The 25674-nt window shown below is 32.9% G+C and carries 25 protein-coding genes; 23 read left to right on the top strand and 2 right to left on the bottom strand.

Annotation, left to right across the window (positions count from 1 at the left end; all coding sequences use genetic code 11):
* Positions 1–11 precede the first annotated feature (11 nt).
* From RU93_RS03110 to RU93_RS03050, 13 genes are all read left to right on the top strand, one after another.
* Positions 12–1202 (top strand): pyridoxal phosphate-dependent aminotransferase, encoded by a 1191-nt coding sequence (locus RU93_RS03110; RefSeq protein WP_071874321.1) that lies wholly within the window; start codon positions 12–14, stop codon positions 1200–1202.
* Positions 1203–1245: 43 nt separating this feature from the next.
* The gene (asnS, locus tag RU93_RS03105) at positions 1246–2544 is read left to right on the top strand and encodes an asparagine--tRNA ligase (protein ID WP_071874150.1); all 1299 of its coding nucleotides are present in this window, start codon (positions 1246–1248) and stop codon (positions 2542–2544) included.
* Positions 2545–2727: 183 nt separating this feature from the next.
* Entirely contained in the window at positions 2728–2949 is a 222-nt protein-coding gene (locus RU93_RS03100) for a hypothetical protein (RefSeq protein WP_071874149.1), read from the top strand.
* Between the two features lie 226 nt (positions 2950–3175).
* Positions 3176–5017: an LTA synthase family protein gene (locus RU93_RS03095; RefSeq protein WP_071874148.1), complete on the top strand. Its 1842-nt coding sequence runs from the start codon at positions 3176–3178 to the stop codon at positions 5015–5017.
* Between the two features lie 173 nt (positions 5018–5190).
* Positions 5191–6246 carry an ABC transporter ATP-binding protein gene (locus RU93_RS03090; RefSeq protein ID WP_071874147.1) on the top strand — a complete coding sequence of 352 codons (1056 nt, stop codon included), beginning with the start codon at positions 5191–5193 and terminating at the stop codon, positions 6244–6246.
* Positions 6247–6313: 67 nt separating this feature from the next.
* On the top strand, positions 6314–7360 hold the full coding sequence (locus RU93_RS03085) for a CDP-glycerol glycerophosphotransferase family protein (protein WP_169818082.1): 1047 nt from the start codon (positions 6314–6316) through the stop codon (positions 7358–7360).
* Positions 7354–8091, top strand: a complete 738-nt coding sequence (locus RU93_RS03080; protein WP_071874145.1) for a WecB/TagA/CpsF family glycosyltransferase — start codon at positions 7354–7356, stop codon at positions 8089–8091. Before RU93_RS03085 ends, RU93_RS03080 begins: the two co-directional genes overlap by 7 nt.
* 14 nt (positions 8092–8105) lie before the next feature.
* Positions 8106–8924 carry an ABC transporter permease gene (locus tag RU93_RS03075; RefSeq protein WP_071874144.1) on the top strand — a complete coding sequence of 273 codons (819 nt, stop codon included), beginning with the start codon at positions 8106–8108 and terminating at the stop codon, positions 8922–8924.
* Positions 8925–8945: 21 nt separating this feature from the next.
* Positions 8946–9647 (top strand): IspD/TarI family cytidylyltransferase, encoded by a 702-nt coding sequence (locus tag RU93_RS03070; protein WP_071874143.1) that lies wholly within the window; start codon positions 8946–8948, stop codon positions 9645–9647.
* Entirely contained in the window at positions 9648–10673 is a 1026-nt protein-coding gene (locus RU93_RS03065) for a ribitol-5-phosphate dehydrogenase (protein ID WP_071874142.1), read from the top strand. It begins immediately after the preceding gene.
* Positions 10674–10676: 3 nt separating this feature from the next.
* A complete protein-coding gene (locus RU93_RS03060) occupies positions 10677–11792 on the top strand; it encodes a CDP-glycerol glycerophosphotransferase family protein (RefSeq protein ID WP_071874141.1) in 1116 nt (371 codons plus the stop codon).
* Between the two features lie 10 nt (positions 11793–11802).
* Positions 11803–12978 carry a glycosyltransferase family 2 protein gene (locus RU93_RS03055; RefSeq protein WP_071874140.1) on the top strand — a complete coding sequence of 392 codons (1176 nt, stop codon included), beginning with the start codon at positions 11803–11805 and terminating at the stop codon, positions 12976–12978.
* Positions 12975–15320 (top strand): bifunctional glycosyltransferase/CDP-glycerol:glycerophosphate glycerophosphotransferase, encoded by a 2346-nt coding sequence (locus tag RU93_RS03050; RefSeq protein WP_071874139.1) that lies wholly within the window; start codon positions 12975–12977, stop codon positions 15318–15320. Before RU93_RS03055 ends, RU93_RS03050 begins: the two co-directional genes overlap by 4 nt.
* A gap of 71 nt (positions 15321–15391) precedes the next feature.
* Here RU93_RS03050 and RU93_RS03045 read toward each other — a convergent pair whose 3' ends face one another.
* Positions 15392–16447 (bottom strand): acyltransferase family protein, encoded by a 1056-nt coding sequence (locus tag RU93_RS03045; protein ID WP_071874138.1) that lies wholly within the window; start codon positions 16445–16447, stop codon positions 15392–15394.
* A 187-nt stretch (positions 16448–16634) separates the two neighbouring features.
* On the opposite strand from RU93_RS03045, the gene mltG reads away from it, so the two are divergent.
* From mltG to RU93_RS03010, 7 genes are all read left to right on the top strand, one after another.
* Positions 16635–17942 carry an endolytic transglycosylase MltG gene (gene mltG / locus RU93_RS03040; RefSeq protein ID WP_071874137.1) on the top strand — a complete coding sequence of 436 codons (1308 nt, stop codon included), beginning with the start codon at positions 16635–16637 and terminating at the stop codon, positions 17940–17942.
* A gap of 181 nt (positions 17943–18123) precedes the next feature.
* Positions 18124–18597 carry a transcription elongation factor GreA gene (greA, locus tag RU93_RS03035; RefSeq protein WP_071874136.1) on the top strand — a complete coding sequence of 158 codons (474 nt, stop codon included), beginning with the start codon at positions 18124–18126 and terminating at the stop codon, positions 18595–18597.
* A 114-nt stretch (positions 18598–18711) separates the two neighbouring features.
* Entirely contained in the window at positions 18712–19443 is a 732-nt protein-coding gene (liaF, locus tag RU93_RS03030) for a cell wall-active antibiotics response protein LiaF (protein WP_071874135.1), read from the top strand.
* Positions 19440–20519: a sensor histidine kinase gene (locus RU93_RS03025; RefSeq protein ID WP_071874134.1), complete on the top strand. Its 1080-nt coding sequence runs from the start codon at positions 19440–19442 to the stop codon at positions 20517–20519. Before liaF ends, RU93_RS03025 begins: the two co-directional genes overlap by 4 nt.
* Complete coding sequence (locus RU93_RS03020; RefSeq protein ID WP_071874133.1) at positions 20516–21145, top strand: response regulator transcription factor; 630 nt, start codon at positions 20516–20518, stop codon at positions 21143–21145. Before RU93_RS03025 ends, RU93_RS03020 begins: the two co-directional genes overlap by 4 nt.
* Positions 21146–21161: 16 nt before the next feature.
* The gene (locus tag RU93_RS03015; protein ID WP_071874132.1) at positions 21162–21827 is read left to right on the top strand and encodes a potassium channel family protein; all 666 of its coding nucleotides are present in this window, start codon (positions 21162–21164) and stop codon (positions 21825–21827) included.
* Positions 21828–21840: 13 nt separating this feature from the next.
* Positions 21841–22137, top strand: coding sequence for a HesB/YadR/YfhF family protein (locus tag RU93_RS03010; protein WP_071874131.1), 297 nt, complete (start codon positions 21841–21843; stop codon positions 22135–22137).
* Positions 22138–22183: 46 nt separating this feature from the next.
* Here RU93_RS03010 and RU93_RS03005 read toward each other — a convergent pair whose 3' ends face one another.
* Entirely contained in the window at positions 22184–22993 is an 810-nt protein-coding gene (locus RU93_RS03005; protein WP_071874130.1) for a DUF1189 domain-containing protein, read from the bottom strand.
* Between the two features lie 214 nt (positions 22994–23207).
* On the opposite strand from RU93_RS03005, the gene RU93_RS03000 reads away from it, so the two are divergent.
* The 3 genes from RU93_RS03000 (at position 23208) to RU93_RS02990 (ending at position 25592) form a co-directional block, all read left to right on the top strand.
* Complete coding sequence (locus tag RU93_RS03000) at positions 23208–23816, top strand: superoxide dismutase (protein WP_071874129.1); 609 nt, start codon at positions 23208–23210, stop codon at positions 23814–23816.
* A 185-nt stretch (positions 23817–24001) separates the two neighbouring features.
* A complete protein-coding gene (tagD, locus tag RU93_RS02995) occupies positions 24002–24403 on the top strand; it encodes a glycerol-3-phosphate cytidylyltransferase (RefSeq protein WP_071874128.1) in 402 nt (133 codons plus the stop codon).
* A gap of 136 nt (positions 24404–24539) precedes the next feature.
* Complete coding sequence (locus RU93_RS02990; RefSeq protein WP_071874127.1) at positions 24540–25592, top strand: LCP family glycopolymer transferase; 1053 nt, start codon at positions 24540–24542, stop codon at positions 25590–25592.
* The last annotated feature ends 82 nt before the right edge of the window (positions 25593–25674 follow it).

Below are 25674 nucleotides of genomic sequence, written 5' to 3'. Positions count from 1 at the left end.
GATGAATGAAAATGGAGTTATCAAAACGTGCTAAACAATTAAAACCGTCCGTGACGCTGGCTGCTTCAGCTAAAGCCAAGGAGTTAAAGGCTCAAGGTCTTGATATTTTAAGTGTCACTTTAGGAGAACCAGATTTTCCCACACCAGAGAATATTCAACAGGCTGCCATTGCGGCGATTCAATCAGGAAAAGCAAGTTTTTATACACCAACGGCAGGGATTCCTGAACTTCGTCAGGCGGTTGTAAGCTATATCGAACGTTACTATGGCCTAACCTACTCACCTAAAGAAACATTGATTACCGATGGTGCGAAATTTGCCCTATATGCATTATTCCAAGTCATTTTAGATGCGCAAGATGAAGTCTTAATTCCAGTTCCTTATTGGGTTAGCTACGCAGATCAAGTCCAATTAGCAGAAGGCGTCCCAGTCTTTGTTCAAGGCAAAGAAGAAAATCAATTTAAAGTGACGGTTGAGCAATTAACGGCATGTTTAACAGCGAAGACCAAAGCTCTCGTATTAAATACGCCATCTAATCCAACGGGAATGATTTACACGAAAGAAGAGCTTCAATCAATTGGGGAATGGGCTGTTGAACACAATATTTTAATCATTGCCGATGACATTTACGGTCGATTAGTTTATGGAGATGCGACGTTTACACCCATCGCGACGATTTCAGAAGCGATTCGTCGCCAAACAATGATCATTAACGGTGTTTCAAAAACCTATTCGATGACCGGATGGCGCATTGGATTTGCGGTAGGGGATCAAAAAATTATTGAAGCAATGACCAATATTGCTTCGCAAGCGACAAGTAATCCCACTGCCGTTAGTCAATATGCTGCTGTAGAAGCACTGACGGGTCCACAAGACTCTGTAGAAGCAATGCGCAAGGCCTTTGAAGAACGGTTAAACCGTTTGTATCCTTTAGTATTAGAAATCCCTGGCGTCAAGTGTGCGAAGCCTCAAGGAGCTTTTTATTTATTTCCAAATGTTAAAGAGACGATGGCAATCTGTGGCTATGATGATGTGACAATTTTTACCGATGACTTACTAAAAGAAGCGCACGTGGCATTGGTCACAGGTGCAGGTTTTGGCGCACCTGAAAATATTCGGATTAGTTATGCGAGTGATTGGGAAACATTGGAACAAACCGTCCAAAGAATCAAAGCTTTTGTTGAAAAAAAACGTCAAAAGTAATACAATCTTGAAGAATCTTTAAATATAGAATGGAGAGACATCAGTGGAACAAATTCAAATTATTGATGCCAAAAAACATATTGGCGAAATCGTTCAAATTGGCGCCTGGGTTGCAAACAAGCGTTCAAGTGGTAAAATTGCGTTCTTACAACTACGTGATGGAACAGCATACTTCCAAGGAATCGTTGTTAAAAACGAAGTAGGAGAAGAGATTTTCCAAATCGCAAAAAACCTTCATCAAGAAACTTCTGTCATGATTACGGGTGAAATTCGAGAAGACAGTCGTTCTAAATTTGGGTATGAAATTGGCATTCAAGGGATTGAAGTCATTGGGGAAAGCCATGATTATCCCATTACTCCTAAAGAACATGGAACGGAATTTTTAATGGATCACCGTCATTTATGGTTGCGTTCGTCTAGACAACATGCCATTATGCAAATCCGTAATGAAATTATCCGTGCAACATATCAATTCTTTAACGAACGTCACTTTGTTAAAATTGATCCACCGATTTTGACAGGCTCTGCGCCAGAAGGTACGACTGATTTGTTTGAGACGGATTATTTCGGCGATAAAGCCTATTTATCCCAATCAGGTCAATTATATTTAGAAGCAGCAGCGATGGCATTTGGGAAAGTCTTTTCATTTGGACCAACATTCCGTGCTGAAAAATCTAAAACACGTCGTCATTTAATTGAATTTTGGATGATGGAACCTGAAATGGCTTTTACAACACAAGAAGAAAGTTTAGTTGTTCAAGAAGAATACGTCGCTTATTTAGTTCAAAGTGTCTTAGATAACTGCGATTACGCGTTAGACGTATTAGGCCGTGATCGTGCTGTCTTAGAAAAATACACGCAATTACCTTATCCACGGATTTCTTACGATGATGCAGTAACGTTATTAAACGAAAATGGCTTTGACGATGTAACATGGGGAGATGACTTTGGTTCACCACATGAAACCTTCATTGCGAATTCATTTGAGCAACCAGTCTTTATCTTGAATTATCCAAAAGCAATTAAACCATTCTATATGAAACCACATCCAACGCGTGAAGACGTCGTTATTTGTGCAGATATGATTGCACCTGAAGGATACGGCGAGATTATCGGCGGTTCTGAACGCGCAACCGATTATGAATTTGTGTTAGAACGTATTCGTGAATTTGGTCTAAATGAAGAGGAATATTCTTGGTATTTAGATTTACGTAAATATGGAACTGTTCCACATTCAGGTTTTGGCTTAGGATTAGAACGAGCAGTTACTTGGATCTCTGGAATTGAACATGTGCGTGAAGCAAGTCCATTCCCACGTTTGATTAACCGTATTTATCCTTAATAGAGAATGCAAAAGATCAAGTAAAGAATCGTTTACTTGATCTTTTTCTTATTCTTAATAAGCATAGTCATGAATTTTAGTTTTAGAAGCATAAAAATTTGTGAAAATCCTTGATCTACTTGTAACTTCTTCAATTAAGTGTTATTAATTAAGTAGTAAATAATTCACTTAGGAGGCGTTACGATGTTAGAGGATTTAGTCATCGGTAAAAAGTATGAAGTGAAAACAAAGGATTTTCAACGACCATTTGTGGGGGAAATCAAAGAAATTTTTGAAGATTACGTTTTAGTAGAAGTCGAGCATTGTGAATTGATTGATCAAGAGAAATTTAAAGACAAAGCCATCGTCAAAGCGCAACAATATGACATTAAAGGTCCAGTGGATGAGAAATACTTTTTTAGTTAAAAGGAAATAGCGGAGTAATTTAACGTTTTGTAACCAAAACGTTAAATTACTCCGCTATTTTTATGGAGAAAATGGCATAAGATTTATGATTAATAGCTATCTATTCTAGTATTCGATTGAAACATACAATAAGTATTGTTTTATATTAATATTTGATGACAGAATACAATTATTTTTAGTTTATGTTATAGTTTTATTTAGAGATTGATACAGGAGTCGTGATGATATGTTAACATTAATTTTTATTTTATTTTTTATTATTTTGAGAAATTCCTCTAAAGGTATTTTAAAGCTTTTGCCTCTATTTTTTCATTTATTTATAATGTCTAATTTGTTGAATTTAGTTTTGTGGAGGTACTTTGATAAAGCAGTACTAAATGTTCCGGCCCTAATTGCTCCCTTAGGTGGGGAATATACGAAAAATAATCTTTTGAGTTTATTAGCGATACTTCTTATATTGAATTTTATACAATTTTTTAAATGGTTAGAAAATCAAAAATACTTAGAAAAAAAGATAGAAATAAAACGTAGACGTTATTTATTATTTTTCGCATCGGGGGTACTAATATTCATCGGTATTTTGACATATACAAGTAGTTTATGGGTAATGGAAACCTTCAATAATGTAACCTTTGACCAGATAGTTTACTTGTTCAGTCAACCAATGACAGGAGCGGACACTTCGCAAATTATTAACTATCTTGTTCATCCATTATTAACGAGTCTTTTTATCACTTCCTTAATTTATTCAATGTTATACTATCTCTGTTTTTACGATCTCAATTTCAAATTAAATAAAATTTTTTTATTTAAGGATAGTATTTTTGTTATTGTATTTACTTTTAGTATTCTTGTTTTTGGGTTAGGAATTACGTTGAGTATACGAGAGATTGGTTTTGCAGATATTCAAGCTTATTACTTTGATGAAACGAAAATTTATGATGAATATTATGTACACCCAAAATCTGTAGATTACATTTTTCCTGAAGAAAAAAGAAATTTAATTTATATTTTCCTAGAATCAATGGAAAGCAGTTATAGTTCTCAAGAATTAGGTGGAAGTAAAAAGGAAAATTTGATTCCTAATTTAACAAATTTGGCATTAGATCAGGGTATTCACTTTTCTCAAACCGAATATTTAGGCGGTTTTTTACCGTTGCCTGGCACAAATCATACAGCTAGTTCGATGGTTGCTCAAACTGCAGGAGTTCCTTTGCGAACTACCGGTGGGACCAATTTACATGTAAATAATTACGGTAAAGAAGGCGAGGAATTTTTACCTGGAGCATACTCTATAGGTGAAATATTAGAAAATGAAGGGTATAAACAAGTACTACTTATGGGTTCTGATGCCACGTTTGCAGGTAGACTTAAGTACTTTAGTCAACACGGAAATTATGAAATCCGTGATTATCAATGGGCGAAAGAACAACAATTAATAGATACAGATTATCATGTTTGGTGGGGCTACGAAGATAGAAAGTTATTTGATTATGCTAAAAAAACATTAACAGAACTATCCAATCAAGATAATCCTTTTAACTTTACAATGCTCACAGCAGATACTCATTTTGAAGATGGCTATGTTGAAGATAGTACGCCTAATTTATTTAATGATCAATATAGTAATGTCATACATGAAAGTGATAACCAAGTAATGCAATTAATTGCGTGGATTCAGGAACAACCATTCTATCAGGATACAACAATCGTGATTGCAGGTGACCATCTAACAATGGACAAAGACTTTTTTAAATCTCTGGATTCAGATTATCAAAGAAGTGTATACAATGTATTTATAAATACTGGAAAAATAGCAGAAGTTAAGAAAAATCGTCATTTTTCGGCAGTAGATATGTTGCCGACAACGCTAGCTGCCTTACATGTAGAAATACCTAATAATCGAGTTGGTTTAGGTGTTAATTTGTTTTCTGACGAACAAACGTTAATTGAAGAGTTGGGTTATGAGGAAGTAAAAATGGAATTGATGAAACGTTCGAACTTTTATGAGAGAAATCTCATGAAAGGGAGTGATTTAAAAATTATTTTGAATGAACAAGTAAAGTAGTATCCTTAAAATCGTAAGATATCCTTAAATTTTTTATAAGATAGACACGCGACTCAACCTAGATTATTATGAGTAGCGGGAATTAATGATTCAAAGTTAGATTGTTTTTTGATTATTTAACTGTTTTAGTGTAAAATTTCAACGAGAATGAATAGAAATAAGGTGAATCATAGATGACACATGAAAAAGATGTAAAAGTAAAATTAACAATGGTGACAAAGCAATATGATTTATATAAGCGAAAATCAGATAAGGTAAAAGCCTTATTCAAATTTTCTCAAAAAAATGTTCCACATTTTTGGGGATTAAAAGGGGTGGACTTAGAAGTTTATGCGGGTGAGGCCATTGGTTTAATTGGAATTAATGGATCTGGTAAATCGACATTATCCAATATATTGGCTGGAATAATACCACATACCACTGGCGAAATGTATATTAATGGGGAAACTTCTATTATTGCAATTAATGCAGGTTTGAAACCACAACTAACAGGAATTGAAAATATCCGCTTAAAGTGCTTGATGAACGGTTTTACTCATGAACAAATTGATAATGTATTAGATGACATTATTTCTTTTGCTGACATTGGTGAGTTTATCAATCAACCTGTTAAAAATTACTCGAGCGGAATGCGTTCTAGATTAGGATTTTCAATCGCTATTCATCATAACCCGGATGTATTAATCATTGACGAGGCATTGTCAGTTGGAGATGATACTTTTTATCAAAAGTGTGTAGATCGCATAATGGAATTTAAGGAACAAGGCAAAACAATTTTCTTTGTTTCTCATTCGCTGCCTCAAATTGAAAAGTTGTGTGACAAGGTCGTGTGGATGCACTATGGCGATTTAAGAGAATACGGTACTACAGCAGAAGTTGTCGAAAACTATCGTAAGTTTATTGCATGGTTTCGAAGTATTTCTCCTGAGCGTAAAAAAGAGTATCAAGATGAGTTTAAAGCACGACAAATCGAGTACGATTTAGATGAAATAGAAAAAAGAATCATTTCTAAAGGTTATGATAAAAGAGTATTAAATGGCCCGTCGATTGGTAAAATGTCATTTTTCACGAAAATATTTATCGGAGTGATTATAGCATCATTACTGTTTTTTGGGACTTTACACATTTCGAACCGTTCCTTTAGATCAATCATTAGTACTCCAAAGATAGAACAAGTTCACCCTGATTTTTTTATGGGCGAATATAAAGAGGTTGATTGCTATTTTTAAGCAAACATATATGTTTTTGATTTCAATATACTCCAAATTCTTATCTTTTGCTAAAACAAAAAAGCGTGTGATTTATTTGTTAAGTTTTCCTGATAATAATCATGGCTTTATAGAACAATTGAATCAACAACAAACAGTCATTGTTTTTTATAATAAAAAATGTCATTCAGAGGCATTACGTTTACGAGAAAAAGGGATTAAAATCTATCCACTTGATTCTCTCTTTTACTTTATTAGTTACACTATCCCAGTTATTACTAATAGTAGAGTAGTGATTTGTGATAATTATTTCCCTTTTTTAGGTGCAATTAAGAAGAAAAATCAAGTTTTTATTCAAATCTGGCATGCGGTGGGTGCCGTAAAACGTTTTGGATTAGAAGAACATAAAATATCTAGTTGCACTAAGGCAGACTTAAAAAGATATAAAAATGTTTACCGTTCTTTTGATAAGTATATTGTGAGTTCGCATAAAATGAGTCAAGTTTTTCAAAGAAGTTATTTAGCTCAAGAGAGACAAATGCTTTATTTTGGGTTGCCACGAACAGATTTTCTTTTTCAACAAATAAAAGTTGAAAGTGACTTTGATAAGCGAAAAGTAATTTTGTACGCACCCACTTATCGAGATAATCAAGTAGCACTTCCACCATTAGACATTAAACAATTGGAAGAAAAGCTTGGTGATCAATATCGGTTAATAGTTAAACTACATCCTCATATTCAGTTTTTAATTGGGACGCAAGAGGACACGTCATTTGTCCGATGGTGTCGAAAAGATGAGTCTTTGAATAATCTGATTTTGGAAGCAGATATTTTAATTTCGGATTATTCTTCTGTACTTTTTGATTTTAGTTTGGTTAATCCTAATTCACCAATAATATTATTCTGGTATGATCGTGATTTATATGAAAAAAAAATTGGCATACAAGAAGATTTTTTAAAGATTGACTCACTGCCAGTGGTGAAGTCTACAACAGAAATAATCACCTTATTGACATCAGATACTCTTACGTCAACAAATTTGTTTAATAAGGAATGGAACACTTATAATGACGGTCAGGCAACAATTCGGTTGTTGGCATATGTAAGATATATCGTGGGAGGAAATAAATGGTAAAGTCAGAGAAAATTTTAGGCTTTTCAATAGAAAACTGGCAATTAAAGGAACTTATTGAAGAGGTTCCCAATTATTTTAAGATGAATAAGAAAATGTTGTTAACAAGTCTAAATCCGCAAATTCTGTTAATGGCATTGAAAGATGAACAAGTTGGAAAGTATCTGCACCAATCGACTCATAGGTTTCCAGATGGAATTGGAGTAGTTAAAGTGTCTAAGTGGACTAATGGAAATATTCAAGAACGTGTGGCAGGAATCGAAGTAATGATGGAATTAATTCGATTTGCGGAAAAAAATAGTAAATCTATTTTTTTATACGGTGCAAGTCCTAACGTTGTCGAGAAAGCTGTATTAAATTTAAAAAGACAACATCCTGAACTCAAAGTGGCCGGCTATATTGACGGGTATACTACAAAATCAGATAAGGAAATAATAAGAAATATTAATGATAGTCAGGCGGATATTATCTTTGTTGCATTAGGTTCACCCAAACAAGAGAAATGGTTGTTAAAGTACTATTCTCAATTAGATAGTACAGTTTTTCAAAATGTAGGTGGTAGTTTTGATGTAATAAGTGGTGAAGTAAATCGAGCTCCTGCATGGATAATTGAACATAATCTAGAGTGGCTATATCGCTCCCTATCGAATCCAAAACGTATTTATCGAATTTTACAATTACCGGTATTTGTTGTTAAGTCACTCTATTGGAATTATAGATATGGGAATGAATAAAGGAGAATGTTGTAGTGAATGATGTTAAAACTGTTCTAATTGAACAAATTAAAAATTTTGGAACAATTAGTCGAATTTCTAAGTACGAAGAACGTGCTACATATCAAAGTCATTATTTAGGATTAGTATGGCAATTTTTAAATCCAGCAATTCAAGTTGGTATTTATTATATCGTTTTTGGTATTGGCGTTAATCGAGGACGATTGATGGAAGGGACTCCTTATATTATATGGATGTTGATAGGGATTATTGCATGGTTTTTCATTAATAATTCATTACTAGGTGGATCAAATAGTATTTATTCTAAAGTGGGTATGGTTTCCAAGATGAAATTTCCAGTTAGTATATTACCTACAGTAAATATGTTTAGTAATTTTGTCAGCTATCGCGCCATGATGGGCGTCTTACTGATTTCAATGTTTGTATTCAATGTTAATCCTAGTATTTATTGGCTACAGTATTTTTATTATTTTATTTGTATGATCGCTTTTCTATTTTCTTTTGGAATTTTGAATTCAACTATTACGGTTCTTGTGCGTGATTATCATATCATGTTGCAGTCTGTATTGAGACTATTATTTTATTTGTCGGGAGCAATTTGGAATTTCCAAACATTAATTCAAGGTGAAAGTAATCGGTGGGTTGTGAGAGTGCTAGAATTAAATCCGATATATTATATTATTGATGGATTTAGAGATTCTTTTTTATCTAAAAGTTGGTTTTGGGAAAAAGGCAGTCAAACGATGTTTTTTTGGTTAGTCATTTTACTTGTAATGATTGTCGGCTCACATCTTCATATGAAATTTAGAGCACGATTTATTGATTTTATTTAACCAATTGAGGAGGTAATAAATATGATTTATGCACAGATATTAGCAGCCGGTAAAGGTACGAGAATGGGTAATGTAAATATGCCTAAACAGTTTTTATCTATTAAAAACAAACCAATTTTGATACATACAATTGAAAAATTTATACTAATAGAAGATTTTCATAAAATTATCATTTCTTGTCCTGAACTTTGGATTGAGCATACACGCGATATTATTGAAAAATATGTAGATGATGATCGAATTGAAATTGTAGCTGGTGGGAAAGAACGTAACGATACATTAATAAATAGTATTCATTTCATTGAAGAAAATTATGGACTCAATGATGATGATGTTATTATTTCTCATGATGCGGTCCGTCCATTTGTTACAAGAAGAATTATTAAAGATAATATCGAAAAGTTAAAAAAATATCGTGCTGTAGATACTGTTATTCCTGCTTTCGATACTATTGTTCGAGGAATGAATGGAGAACTATTAGAGATACCTGTCAGAGAAGAAATGTATCAAGGACAAACACCTCAATCATTTAACATTAAAACATTCGTCGAGAGTTATGAAAAATTATCTGAGGAGGAAAAGAGCCTTTTAAGTGATTCATGTAAAATTATTTTATTAGCAGGTGAAAAGGTCGCAATGGTTCAAGGAGAAAGCTATAATATAAAAATTACTACACCATATGATTTGAAAGTAGCTAATACAATTGTAGAGGAGCGAATATAGATGTTAAACCAAGTATATCGCTTAGTTTCTCCCCGTCAATTCGAATCAATTACAGTAAATGAAGAGTTAAACGCAGACACAATAATTGTTAGACCCATGTATTTATCGATTTGTCATGCAGATCAAAGATATTTTACGGGGAGGCGTGACAAACAAGTTTTAGCTGAAAAATTACCAATGGCCCTTATTCATGAAGGTATTGGAGAAGTTATTTTTGATTCTCTTAATGAATTTAAAAAAGGACAAATTGTCGTAATGGTTCCAAACACACCTCATGAAAAAAATGAAATTGTTCATGAGAATTATTTAAAAAACTCACAATTTCGATCAAGCGGATATGATGGTTATATGCAAGAATATATTTTTTTGCGACGAGATCGAGCAGTTATTTTACCTCAAGATTTTGACCTTGAAATGTCTGCATTTATTGAATTAATTTCTGTTGCTTACCATACAATTAATCGTATGGAAGAAAAAATGAATAACGATCAAGAAATATTTGGCGTTTGGGGTGATGGGAATTTAGGTTATATTACATCTTTAATTCTGTCTTTTAAATATCCAGAGTCCAAGATTTATGTTTTTGGCAAGCATGAAGAAAAATTAGACTATTTTTCATTTGTCGATAAAGTTTTTTTGATAAACCAAATTCCAGAAAATCTGACAATTAGTCATGCTTTCGAGTGTACAGGAGGAATGGGGAGTCAAACTGCAATTAATCAAATTATTGACTATATTAGACCTGAAGGAACGATTGCACTAATGGGTGTTTCTGAATCACTAATTGAAATCAATACGAGAATGGTTTTAGAGCGTGGTTTGACAATGATTGGTAGTAGTCGTAGTGGTGTAGAAGATTTTCAACAAACAGTTGATTTTTTAGAAAAACACCAAGGTGCAAGAAATCGTTTGAAAAACCTTATAGGATCAGTCAAAACAATACATACTATTCAAGACATTATTGATTGTTTCGATGAAGATTTAACGACAAATTGGGGCAAGACTGTCATGAAATGGGAAATATAAAAAATGAAACTTTTATTATTAAAGAAAACAATTAATTTCTTGTATCACTTTTTTTCTTTTTTATTCCCTACAAATAAAAATAAAGTTACTCTGTGTACTAATCGAAGTGATAGTTTGTCTGGAAATCTAAAAAATATTTATCAAGTGATGCAAAGTGATGAAGAGTTACAAATAAAAATAGTTTGTTTTAATTATCATCGTAGTCTACGAGGTAAAATAAATTATTTTTGGTATTCTATCATTGCGTTATTTCATCTGGCTACATCTTCTGTTTTTATAATTGATGATTATTTTTTCCCTATATATTGTATTAATAATAAAAAAAAACAGAACCAAATTATTCAAGTGTGGCATGCAATTGGGCATCTAAAGAAATATGGTCTGAGTATTCAAAAAAATACAGAGAGTATTATCAATCATCATTCAAATTATGATTGGGTATTAGCTAATGCAGAAAGTGATCGTTTTGCATTAGTTGATTCTTTTGCAATATCACCAGACAAGGTAATTATAACAGGTGCACCACGATTGGATGATTTAACAAAACTAGGATCTCCATCTATTAGTGATACTAAAATTAAATTGCTTTATGCACCGACATATCGAACAGCTAAAAATGACGATCCCGCATATGAATATATTAACAATTTTCTAGCAGAATTTTCTGAACAATTTACCGATGAATCGATAAAACTATATGTTTCGTTACATCCTTATTTTAAATTAGATAAAATTATTGAGGTAAATAATTCTAAAATTGAAATTTTTCAAGATACATCTAGATCGAGTTCGTTATTGAGTAAAGTTGATTGTTTAATAACCGATTACTCTTCCCTCCTTCTAGATTATTCTTTTTTTGAGAAATCGATAAAAATATATGCTCCTGATTATGAAGAATATACTAAAAGTGTTGGTTTTTTTGTTGATTACCAAGAGTATCTCGGCTTACCTATATATAAAACAGCAACAGATTTAATTAATTGTCTATTTGAATTTCCAATCAAAGAAAAAGAATGTATTCAACGGTTAAAACAAGAAAATTTTCCTTTCTTGGATAGTAAAAATAGTGAACGTGCTTATTTGTTTGTAAAAAAAATCATGACAGAAAAATCAAAGTAGGTTTTAAGAAATGAAAGATAAAATGGTTTCCGTTATTATCCCGATGTATAATGTTGCAGATTATATTGAACAATGTTTAACTAGTATTCTTACACAGTCTTATTCCAATATAGAGTTAATACTGATTGATGATGGATCTACAGATGATACTTTAAATATTGCTGAAATTATCACTAAAGATTCAAATAATACAAAAATATATTCGATTGTAAATCAAGGACCCGCTTATGCTCGTAATCTGGGTATAGAAGCTTCTAAAGGAGAATATATTATGTTTGTCGATAGTGATGATTACTTGTCAGAAGAAGCAATTGAAACATTATTAAAAATCATAACAGAAAATAATTGTTTACTTGCTCTTGGAAGAACGCTAAGAACAGATGGGTATAAAAACTGGTCCGTTCCCTCGCATCACAAGTATCAAGTAACGTCAGTGGATGGAGTAAAAAACATTGCTGAACATACGGAGTTGTTTTATTCGATAGGTCCTGCTGCAAAGCTGTATCATCATTCCTTATTAGATAATAATTTTTTTGATTCTTCACTAAACTTTGCAGAAGATCAATTGTTTGTTTTAAAGACTTATTTAAGATCAAATAAAATTGCTGTTACTCATGAAGCTATTTACTTTTATCGAGTTAGAGGTAAAGAAAATCAATCATTAACGCAACTTTATCAAAAGAATACAATCGAAAACTTGAAAAATATTTTAGCTATAATCAATGACGCATACAACATGATTACTATTGAAAAAAACTATACGGTAGAAGAAAAGAAAATAATGTATTTAGGTTACATAAATCGATTGACTGAAATAGAATTACGCGTTTTGTTTAAAGCGAACTACCGTGAAAGTGGCGTTAAGCAAGCAACATTTTTTAATATAGTATTAGAAAAAATATTGCTTGGGTCAGAGCCGTTTATTTTATTGTTCAGCGAGTCTGCTAATTTCAAAAAATATATTTTTTTCGAACTTCAATCATTTTATTTTTTAATTCGTAGACCAGCATTACCTGTGTATTATTTATTGATCGAAAATATTACCAAACTGCAAAACGATAGTAGTCAAAGTACGTTTTTAAATAAAATTCAAAGGATTCAAAAACATCGTATTCAAGAATTTTATTTAAAAATCTTTACATGTTGCAGTTATTTCATTAAGAGGTTAGGTAGGAGAATTAAATGACGTATCAAATTATTCAGCAATCAAAAAAGAGAGAACCAATTATCTCAATCATTACTCCCACATATAATGTTGAAGATTTTATAGAAGAACAAGTTTCTTCATTAATGAGTCAAACATTGGAAGAAATCGAACTAATTTTAATTGATGATGGTTCAACTGATAGGACTTTGGATATTCTTAAAAAATTAGCGAAAAATAATCCAAAAATAACTTTAGTCACGCAAGCAAACAGTGGTCCAGCAAAAGCAAGAAATACAGGGCTAGAGTTATTCAGAGGTGAATATGTTTACTTTGTAGATGCAGATGATATCGTGCCAGCGTATGCCTTGGAAGCCTTATATACAGCTTCAATACAAGAAGATGCGGATATTGTAATGGGAAGATCTTTAAGTTTTAACTCTACAAGTTCGTGGTATATTGCGGGACATTATAACGCGGGCTTATTTAAAGAAGGAGCAAGAAGCATAGAAACTAATCCTGAATTAGTCTATTCACTGGGGCCTGCCAGTAAACTATATCGCAAAAAGATTATCAGAGACTTAAGAATGCCCGAAACAATTAAAATAGGTGAGGATCAACCTTTCGTATTAGAAGCACTCTTGCGGAGTAATAAAATTTATACAATTGATCAAATAGTCTATAATTATCGCTCTAGAGAAACAATAGAAGCTTCCTTGTCACAGATTGTAAAAGTAAACCCTTATGCTACTTTTACAGATGTTAGTCAGAGTCTTTTTATTGGATTACCTCTCTTTGAAAAATACATTGACAATAAATATGGGGTCATTGAATCGTTAAAGGTTTACTTTGATCGAGTTATTCGTTTTGATTTATGGCCAGCTATTCGTGAAATATTAAAAACTAAAGATTCAGAAGCACAAAAGAAAGTTTTTGAACAACTCATTATAATGAATCAAAAGATGCCTAAACAACTATTCTCAGAAAATATGTTTTATTTTCAAATGCTGACGATTGAGCTCGTTGAACGATTTACGTTTATCCAACGAGAAGCATATAACGAATATATTATGTTACTCAAAAGTTTATTTCAACATATGTCACCTGGAACAGTAGCTCATATACAAGATAATATACGTATTCAAGATGCTAACAAAAAAATGATTGCCTTAAAAAGAAGTATCCATTTAAAAACAACAGCTCCAATAGTTCTTTACTTAGGGAAACGTCGGTTTGCAAAAGAAAGCAAGATTCTGACAAAAAAAGCTGGAACAATGTTCAAAACAGTAGTTTTACGTAAAATATTGTTTCCCATATATAAAATCTCATTGCCAAAAACAAAAATTTTGTTTATGACAAATAAAGATGAGAAAATGACTGGGACTTTTCAAATGATTTACGATGAAATTTCTGAAAATAATATCAATAAAGAAAAAGTTTTTTGTTATTTAAAGGCGAATAATCGTTCGTTTTCGGCACAAAACAGACTTTTAAGAGATGTTGCTAGTGCAAAAATTATTTTTTTGGATGATTATTATCGTCAAATATATGGTTTGAAATTACCCGAAAAAACAAACGTTATCCAATTGTGGCATGCAGCAGGAGCTTTTAAAAAATTCGGGTTCGGAGCAATTGGTAGTTTAGATGCAAATACTGCTGCATTTGAAAAGGCGGCACATCAAAACTATTCTAAAGTTATTTGTTCCTCTAAAGAAATTGTTCCATTCTACGCAGAAGCTTTTCATATTGCAGAAAAAAATGTGTTGCCCTTAGGGGTACCTAGAGCGGATAAATTATTAGATCAAGAGTATCTTGCTTTTACAAAAACGAAATTTTTAAATATGCATCCAGAAATTAATGGACGAAAAATTATTACCTACGCTCCTACCTTTAGGGGCGGACCAGCAGAAAGAAAGAATTTCTCTATGATGTTGAATATCAGAGAGTTTGTTAAACGATTTTCTGATGAGTATGTGTTAGTAATTAAGATGCACCCATCAGTCAGCAAATCACAAGGTGTACCTTATGATTTAAAAGATCATGTGTTGAATCTTAGTGGAATGGATATGAATGATTTGTTAATTGTAACGGACATTTTAGTCACAGATTATTCATCTGTTATATTCGATTACTCATTGCTAAAAAGACCAATGATTTTCTTTGCATATGATTTAGAAAACTATTTAGCTGAACGCAATTTTTATTATGAATACAGAAAATTTGTTCCTGGACCGATTGTGGCAAATAATGATTCTTTATTTCAAGCAATAGAAATGATTGAAGAACAAGACTTAACAAAAGTTGTTGAATTTAGAGATCGATTTTTTGATGAATTAGATGGGAAATCAGCCCAACGTATTGTTAAAGAAGTGCTTTCGCTTTAGATAATGACTAAATGAATAAGTATCGCCTATCATCATTTATTAAGTTATAATAAACGACGATAGGCGATATTTCATTGATAAGTCTGATCTTTAAATCTCTCGACAAATCTATCGATATTTTTCATAAAGAATTTTTCAAAAAGAAGAGATAAAATTAATGTGAAAAATAAACTAGAGACGAAGAAAATAACATAATGTTGATTCAAATTAAAATGTGCCAATAAAGTCATAGGAATTCTTTGTAAAATATAAATAGAAAAAACTCTTTTTCCTAACCATTCCAATAAAGGATTAATTAAGATGATTTTTTTTGAGAAAAGTACTAGAATTAATGAAAAACTTACAATCCAAACTGAGTAAAACTCAATACCACCTGAATATCTTTTAAAGTAAGTAAAAGAAGTAATTCCGTATAGCGACAGTAATATGCCTAACCATCTTAAGTCGTTATTGATAAATTTATCAATATATTCTTTGAAATATGAATATATCATTCCCAAAGGAAAAATAATCATTGTATTGTATGTATACCCAGGTCGATTAAGTTTCATTTGAATATATACGATTGTAATAGTTAGAAACAATGTCAGACAAATCCCTAATAAATACTTATCTTTAGCTATGATAAATGAAATAAAAACGGATATGTATAATAGAAGTACAGCTGTGATATACCAGTTACTATTTCCAATAGATGTCCAACTAGTTATTGCTAGTAAAGTATGCCTTAGTGGATAACTTTTTTGGAGAAAAATATTTAATAAAAAGTATAATGAGAGTGCCGCATTGAAATAAAGAAATAATTTTATAGTTTTAGAAGGTAAACTTTTAATATAGTTATTTCCTTTTAATTTGATTCCTTGCATAATACCATAACCAGAATACATTAGGAATGTAACTACAACTCCTTGGCCTAAAAAATTTTTGAATATTTTGTAATATTGATGAATTTCTTGATCTATATTAAGATATTGACTGGAATGAGATAATAAAACAAGAAAAACAAAAATACCGTTCATATTTGTAGTTTGTTTTTGTAATAAATAATCTTCATTAAATTTATCCTCAGGTAAAAATATCAAATCCCGAGAAAAAAACATAAGAAATAAAAATAAAATGATGGACATAAATTTTCTCCTTTGAAATAAGTGGTAAATCTTATTATAGTATAATAAATTACGATTTGAAACTTTTTAAAAAACAGAGAGCTAAATTTATTAGTAAAAAATAATAAAGAACATAAAATATTCCGAAACACACGTATTTCATGTATAATAGAAAAAGTTAGTATTTTGAATGTAAGGAGGATTTGTTTTGTCAAAACAACATCCAGAGGAAGAATCGATTAAAGATCGAGTGATGAATTCCTTAAAAAAAGAAATTCCCGAAAATAACGAACAACAAAAAATGAATGACCCTGAAATTGAGACTGAAGCTGAACCAACACTCACGCGGTCAAATCAGAAAGGAAGAGCCAAAACGGTGAGCCCAAATAAGAAGACCACTAATAGTCGATCTTCCGATAAAAATAGTCAAAAAAGAAGTCGTCAAAAAGAAGATAAAATTGTTAATCGAATTGTTATGATTGTTGTCTTAACCTTGATTCTAGTTTTTTCTATTTTAGGATTTTCCGCGTATCGTTATGTAACGGATAGTTTAAAACCATTAGATAGTGCGAATGATGAAGTTGTTTTTGTGGAAATACCAATAGGTTCTTCTAACAAAATGATTGGTGAAATCTTAGAGGAAAGTAATATTATTAAAAATGGGACAATTTTTAATTTCTTTACTAAATTTAATAATTTGAGTGGTTTTCAAGCAGGTCGCTATCAGCTTTCGCAAAATATGACACTTGATGAAATTAGTGGAATATTAAAAGAAGGTGGATTGGCCGCAGATCAAGCGGATGCCCGCTTAACCATTCCTGAGGGATTTGATGTGAGTCAGATCGGGGATGCAATTGAAAAAGACACCTCATTCACGAAAGAAGAATTTCTAGCAGTGATGGAAGACCAAACCTTCTTTAATCAGTTAAAAGATCGTTATCCTGCGTTATTAACAGATGTTAGCCAAGTAAAAGGTGTTCGCTACCGTTTAGAAGGGTATTTATTCCCGGCAACTTATGATTATTTCGAGGGAATGACATTGGAAAATTTTGTCTCTCAAATGGTTGCGAAGACGGACGAAGTGATGGCCCAGTACGCGGATGCGATTGAAGCAAGTGATTGGAATATTCATGAAATTTTAACATTAGCTTCTTTAGTTGAAAAAGAAGGAGTAGAAGAAGAAGATCGACGAATGATTGCTCAAGTCTTCTTTAATCGTTTGGCTATCGAGATGCCATTACAATCAGATATTTCGATATTATATGCCTTAGGCGTACATAAAGAATTAGTCACTTACGAGGATTTAGAAGTCGATTCTCCGTATAACTTATATAAGAACACTGGTTTTGGTCCAGGACCCTTTAATAATCCAGGGACGTCTGCAATTGAAGCTGTCTTAAACCCACTTGATAACAGTTATTACTATTTTGTGGCGGACCTAAAAACAGGGAAAGTGTACTTTTCTGAGACGCTTGAAGAACATAATGTCCTTGTGGAACAATATGTAAATAATTAGTCAAAAAACAATAAAACGGTTTACATTTAAATAAAAGAATGGTAATCTTTTGTGGATTCAAGCAAAAGGTTACCTTTGTTTATTAAAAAAAACACATTTTAACATAGCGGAAGTGACAGTCCTCTATCTAACAAAAAATAAAATCAACGAATAGTATATGATGCAAAAGGAGATATTAATCATGGTAGAAAAAGTATATCCAATGACAGAAGAAGGTAAAGCAAAATTAGAATTAGAATTAGAAGAATTAAAGACAGTAAAACGTGGCGAAATTATTGAACGTATTAAAATCGCGCGTAGTTTTGGGGACTTATCTGAAAACTCTGAATACGAGTCTGCGAAAGATGAACAGGCTTTTGTCGAAGGTCGGATTACGACATTAGAAACGATGATTCGTTTTGCAGAAATTATTGATAATAACAATGTGAATCAAGATGAAGTGGCTCTAGGTAAAACGATTACGTTTATTGAATTACCAGATGGCGACGAAGAAGAATATATTATTGTCGGTAGTGCTGAAGCTGATCCATTAGCTGGTAAAATTTCTAACGATTCACCGATTGCTCGGGCTTTAATCGGTAAAAAATTAAATGATGAAGTAACCATTTCTACTCCTGGTGGAGACATGTCTGTCAAAATTGTTGGCGTAAAATAAAAATAGAAAAAGAAGGTGTCAATTTGACCCTTCTTTTTCTATTTTTCAGTCTAAAGGTGGATGCAAAATCTGATAAAATTGGTATGATAGACTGGAGAGAATAGGAGGATTGAAATGAATAAATCATGGCGTTTTTTCATTGTGATTGAGTGTTTATTTGCCTTATTAGCGATATGGCAAATTATTAATAATTATCTTGTCATCGTAATGTTAGGAATCGGTCTGTTCTTGATGGTATTATCTCAAAACAATGTGTCAGAGACGAAACCTAAAAATATAAAAAGAATGATTGGGTTAACGCTTATCTTTTTTAGCTTATTGAATATTCCAGCCGTTTGGTTTATGTTGATTTTTGCGATTATCTTTATTGGACTAACAGGCTTGGAGTTATCTGGTCTACAGTTGTCGAATAGTCCGTTTCATTTAAGAAAAAAAATGATGATTGTCGAAACGATGGAACCTCGTAATAAAAACGGTCGATTAGAAAAACAACAACTTTTTGGTAATAAACGTTTAGGTAGTCAAATCTATGAATGGGATGATATTAATTTAACGATTGCAAGTGGTGACACGATTATTGATTTAGGAAATACGATTTTACCTAAAAAAGATAATGTCATCTTAATTCGTAAGGGGTTTGGACGAACGAGAATTTTAGTTCCGCTCGGAGTGGGGATTCATGTAGATTGTAGTGTTTTTGCAGGGACGGTTGTATTTGACGAAAGCCGAATTGCGATGCGTAATGAACATTTAATGCTTTATAGTCCAGAATACGATACTTCTTCACGCCGAATTAAAATCATTGCCAATACCTTAATCGGAGATGTTGAGGTTATTCAAGTATGATGAAAAATAACCCTAAATTTTTTATTGCGATATATACTGGATTTTTAACATTTTTAATTTTAGTCCTCGTATTGTTTACATATGGGATGGCGCTAGGTCACGATAAGTGGTTACTCGAGCTTTTTCAAATTAAATTTTTGTTTATTCCCTTTGTTTTTTATCTATTTGCACTATCAGTGATTATAGGACTAACCAATTATATCCTTATTTCTTTTTATCAAAAACGTTTATTAATGCCGATTGAAGAAAAATTACGTTTATTAGCAGGTGGAAATTTCGATAATCCGATTTTAGATGAAAGTATGCCTTATTCGATTTCGAATCAAACGCTTTTTGAAATGGATAACGATTTTTATATGATTCGAATGAAACTAAAAGAAATTTTATCGGAATTGCAACTTTTAAACAGTCGACCGCAATTAATTGATGGTGTGACGAAAGAAGAAATTCTGGAAAAGGAACGACATCGTCTAGCTAGAGAACTTCATGATTCTGTTTCACAACAGCTATTTGCAGCGATGATGTTACTTGCTGCGTTAGATGAACAAGGAGAAGAAAGTGGGATACCTGAGACCTATCAGCAGCAATTAGGTGTGGTGACAGGCATTATTAATGCAGCCCAATCTGAAATGCGTGCCCTGCTCCTTCATTTACGACCTGTAACGTTAGAGGGGAAAACATTGAAAGAAGGAATCGAACAATTATTAATTGAATTGAAAACGAAAGTCACGATTCAATTAAAGTGGGAAATGGAAGATGTCGCGCTCCCGTTAGCTACGGAAGATCAACTGTTTCGTGTGGTCCAAGAACTCCTTTCGAATATCTTGCGACATGCAAAAGCTTCAGAATTAGAGGTTTATCTACACCGAGTCAATCAATCGATTCTACTCAGAATTGTGGATGATGGTGTAGGTTTTGATGTGAGTAGCCAGAATAATAAAGCCGGAAGTTATGGCTTAATGAATATTCGGGAACGTGTGGCGAGTACGGGCGGAACATTAAAAATTATTAGTTTTCCGAAACAAGGAACAAGTATTGAAGTGAAAATACCGTTACTGGGAGGGAACGTAGAATGATAAAAGTATTGTTAATTGACGATCATGAGATGGTAAGATTAGGTGTTTCTTCTTATTTGTCGATTCAAAAAGATATTGAAGTGGTTGGAGAGGCTGAGAATGGTTTAATTGGCTATGAGAAAGCACTAGACTTAAGACCAGATGTGATTTTAATGGATTTGGTAATGGAAGTGATGGATGGGATTGAATCCACCAAGAAAATATTAGGAGAATGGCCAGCAGCAAAAATCTTAATTGTCACTAGTTTTATTGATGATGAAAAAGTCTATCCTGCAATACAAGCAGGGGCAAGTGGTTACTTACTAAAAACGTCTACTGCCCGAGAAATAGCGGATGCCATTCGCGCTACACAAAGAGGAGAACGCGTCTTAGAACCAGAAGTGACGACGAAGATTGTACAGCAGGCAACGAAGCCTCGAAAAGAATTGCATGAGGACTTAACAAAACGCGAACAAGAAGTGTTATTATTAATTTCAGAAGGAAAAAGCAATCAAGAAATTGCCGATCAATTATTTATTACCTTAAAAACAGTGAAAACCCATGTATCGAATATTTTAGCGAAATTAGAAGTAGAAGATCGAACGCAAGCGGCGATTTATGCATTTAAACATCATTTGGTAAAATAAAAAGGAGCGCAAAAAGATGAAGCAAAATTATGCCATTATTGGATTAGGACGTTTTGGTGGAAGTATCTGCCGTTCTTTAGTAGAATCAGGACAAGAAGTATTAGTCATCGATAGCAACGAAGATCGGGTAAATGAATATATGAATATTGCAACACATGCAGTAGTGGGAAATGCTCAAGATGAGATGACGTTACGATCTTTAGGGATTCGAAATTTTGACCATGTTATTGTCGCGATTGGAGAGGATATTCAAGCGAGTATTCTAGTGACATTAATGTTAAAAGAGATGGGTGTGCCAAATGTTTTAGCGAAAGCTCAAAATGAGTATCATGCTCGGGTGTTAGAGAAAATAGGAGCCGACAAAGTGGTTCATTCTGAAAGAGACATGGGAGTCAGAATCGCTCATAATCTTGTTTCAAAAAATATTTTAGAGTTTATTGAACTATCGGATGAATTTTCATTGGCAGAAATTCGTGTAACGAATGCCCGCTTTTTTAATCGAACACTCATTGAACTGAATTTTCGACAAAAGTATGGCTTGACTGTGGTTGCGATTCGTCGTGGAAACGGGAAAGTCGTTGTCTCGCCAGATGCGACAGAAGTTGTTCAAGAATATGATAATTTACTCGTGATTGGAACAGCAGAAGATGTCGATATGCTCGATGAAAAAATAAATAAATAGAGGTGTCGGTAAGATGAAAGTGACAGTTACTCCAAAAGTATTAGAATGGTTCAAAAAAGAAATTGTTCTGGAACCAGGGCAAGGTATTCGGTTTTTCGGGAAAGTTTATGGCAGTACACAAGTCCATGAAGGGTTCTCTGTGGGGATGTCTGTTGATCTTCCAGAACGCGTCATGTTTCAAGAGACAATAGATGGGGTATTGTTTTTCATTGATAAAAACGATGATTGGTTTTTTAGAGGATATGATGTTGTTGTTGATTATGACGAAGAATTACATGAGCCAACTTATATTTTTTCGGAAGAGGCATAAAAAGATTCCCTTGGTGTTCCAGATAGGATACCAAGGGAATCTTTTTTTAAATAATCTTTTTCTTATCAGAATGGTTATTCAATGAGAAAAGAAAGATAAAGACGCTTGCGATGAGAATAAATGTATCCCCGATAAAACTCGGATTGAGTAAGTTGATTAGTGTAGTAATGATAACAGGCAATGTACTACAAAAAACAATAATCTTAAAGTTATTTAAAAAACCATCATATCTTCCGCGCATTCGAGAAAAAAGATTGGCGAAAAGAGTTGCAATAGCAATTGTAATGATTAGAGAAAGAAAAGCCGGATAAATGGCAATCAAAAATGTTAAGGGTGCAAGCCACCAAGGCATTTCGTTTTCTAAAATACGTTCTCTCAGATTTTCGCCTGTTAAATCATTCAATTGAGTTGAAGTATACGGAATCGTTAATTGATTCGAACCAAAAAGTGAATTGATATTTTCAGTAGCAGGTAAAGTAACGACTAATTCTTTTTGTAAAAGTCCGATACTCAAAAAATTACCCAACATATCTTTAGAAATGTCATCTGCAGTCCGTTTACCTTCAGGGTCAAAGGTGAAGATAATCGAGTCTGTTTGATAAATAAAGCCCTCAGCATCATCTTTCGTTACAAGGACACCTTCTTCAATCGTAAAGTCAGGGATTTTTTGAGCAATTTCTTTTCCATCGTCTTGAATGGTCGAAAAAACTTGAATGACTTGTAAAGAAATCGGAATTGCTAAAACAAAACTTAATAAAAGAAGATGAAAAATGACAACCCCTAGATTCATTTTTTTTGCTTCTTGTAATTGATCCAATTTAAATAGTGAACGTTTTACATTTGTTAGATATAACATAGTCTAGCTCCTCAACAGTAAGTAGTGGTAATACCCTTCATTTTAACGGAGTCAGATAGCAATGACAAGAGAATAACTAAAAAGACGACTGTTTTTGAAAAATAAAAGAGTGATTTAACCTAAAAATAGAAAAAACCCAAGCATATGTTTTGAAGAAAGTGCTAAACTTTGTTAATCTTAAGATTGTAAATATAACATTTAGGAGGAAAATTTTATGACTTATCAATTACCAAAATTACCTTATGGTTACGATGCTTTGGAACCTTATATCGATGTTGAAACAATGCACATACATCACGAGAAACATCACAATACTTATGTAACAAATTTAAACGCAGCAATTGAAAAACATCCTGAGCTTGGATCAAAATCAATTGAAGAACTGATTGCGGATATCGATGCGCTTCCAGAAGACATTCGTACAGCCGTTCGTAATAATGGTGGCGGACATGCTAACCACACATTCTTTTGGGAAATTATGGCACCAAAAGCTGGCGGCGAACCTGTTGGTGAATTAAAAACAGCGATTGATGAAGCTTTTGGTAGTTTTACTGATTTTAAAGCTAAATTCAAAGCAGCAGCAACCACTCGTTTTGGTTCAGGTTGGGCTTGGTTAGTATTAAAAGATGGTAAATTAGAAATTATTTCTACTCCAAATCAAGATTCTCCATTAATGGAAGGCTTAACGCCAATTTTAGGTCTAGATGTTTGGGAACATGCTTATTACTTAAACTATCGAAACGTACGCCCGGATTATGTCGATGCATTTTGGAATGTTGTAAACTGGGATAAAGTAAATGAACTTTATTTAGCAGCAAAATAAAATTCAAATATTAATTAAAAGAAGCCTCTCTCAATTTCATCAAGAAGATGAAATATAAGAGAGGCTTCTTTCGTGGCATGATAAAAGTTAACCTTCCGCTAATTCTGTCATTACTAGTTGCTATTTTAGAAGATATTTGTTATCGTGATGAAAGTAAATGAAACAATTGAAAAAGAGGTAGAATGATGAAACGAGTTATTACTTACGGTACCTTTGATTTATTACATTATGGACATATTAACTTATTGCGTCGTGCAAAAGAGCAAGGCGATTATTTAGTGGTTGCATTGTCAACAGATGAATTTAACTTTCAAAAAAAAAAAGAAAAATGTTATTTTTCTTATGAAAAGAGAAAGCAATTATTAGAGGCTATACGATATGTTGATTTAGTTATTCCTGAAGAAAGTTGGGACCAAAAAATCACAGATATTAAAGAATATCAAATTGATACTTTTGTTATGGGAAATGATTGGACTGGGAAATTCGATTTTATTGAAGATAGCACGGCAGCAAAAGTTATTTATTTAAGTCGTACCCCTGAAATATCAACGACAAAAATTAAGAAAGATTTAGAAATAGGTTTTTAAAATAGCTGAAATTTAATTTTTCGTGACGCCCTCTGAAAAATTAAATTTTGATTACAAAGTGGAAAAGTGGTTGTATCCTTTGTTATAATATGGGAAAATTTTTCTGACAATTCTAAATAGTTGAAAGAGGTGCGTTATGCGACGTTATCAAAAAGTAGTCATCTCCATCTTAAGTATCATGGTCGTTGCAGTGGCAGGGATAACGATCTATGCGATGCAAGTTCTAGGGGACGCAAATAGTATGATGGACAATATTAGTCAAGCAGTCAATCGCACGACTCAAAAAAGAGATGTTGCGATGAGTATTGAAGAAAGAGACCCATTTTCTATTTTGTTATTGGGAATTGATACTGGCGCTCTAGGACGAACAGAACAAGGTCGTTCGGATAGTATGATGGTTGTAACGATTAATCCTGAAAAAAAACAATCAACAATCGTGAGTTTAGATCGAGATATTTATGCGGACATGTTAGATGGGGTGACTTTTGATAAATTAAATCACGCCTATGCCTATGGTGGCGCAGAACTAGCGATGGATGCGGTTGAAAAACTCCTCGATATTCCAATTGACCACTATGTTAGTATCAACATGCAGGGGATGCGTGATCTTATTGATGCAGTCGGTGGAATTGAAGTCGATAACAAAATTGAATTTACCTTAGAAAATGTTCATGTCCCTTTTGGTAAAATTACCTTAGATGGTAAAACAGGTCTTGCTTATGCCAGAATGCGTAAAGACGATCCCGCTGGAGATATTGGGCGTCAAGCACGTCAGCGAGAAGTACTAGAGAAAATTATTGCTAAAGTACTTAGTTTAAATGGCGTCAGCAATTATCAAAAAATCTTAAAAGCAGTTGAGAAAAATTCGAAAACTGATTTAACTTGGAATGAAATGCTAGACATTGCTACTAATTACTATCCGGCTTTTGAAAATATTGAACAAGAGCAGTTAGAAGGTAGAGATGAACAAATGAATGGCATTTATTATCAAATTTTGGGAATGCAAGAATTGCTGACTGTTCAAAATAGTTTAAAAGAGCAATTAGAGTTACCGACGAATGAGGAATTAACGATTGATCCACAATTCGAATACTCTTATAACGGTTTTATCGGAAATCAGTTTTATGATGATCGCGTATCGGAAACAGAAGAAACAACACAGGACGTTGAGTCAACTACTAGTTGGTAGGAATATATACATAACTACCGTGAAGAAAAGGACAGAATCTTTTTGATTTTGGGCTCTTTAACAACTAGGGTTGGTACATCTT

This window comes from Enterococcus aquimarinus (assembly GCF_001885765.1).
GTDB classification, from domain to species: domain Bacteria; phylum Bacillota; class Bacilli; order Lactobacillales; family Enterococcaceae; genus Enterococcus_I; species Enterococcus_I aquimarinus.
This window is presented reverse-complemented; position numbering and strand designations above follow the sequence as displayed.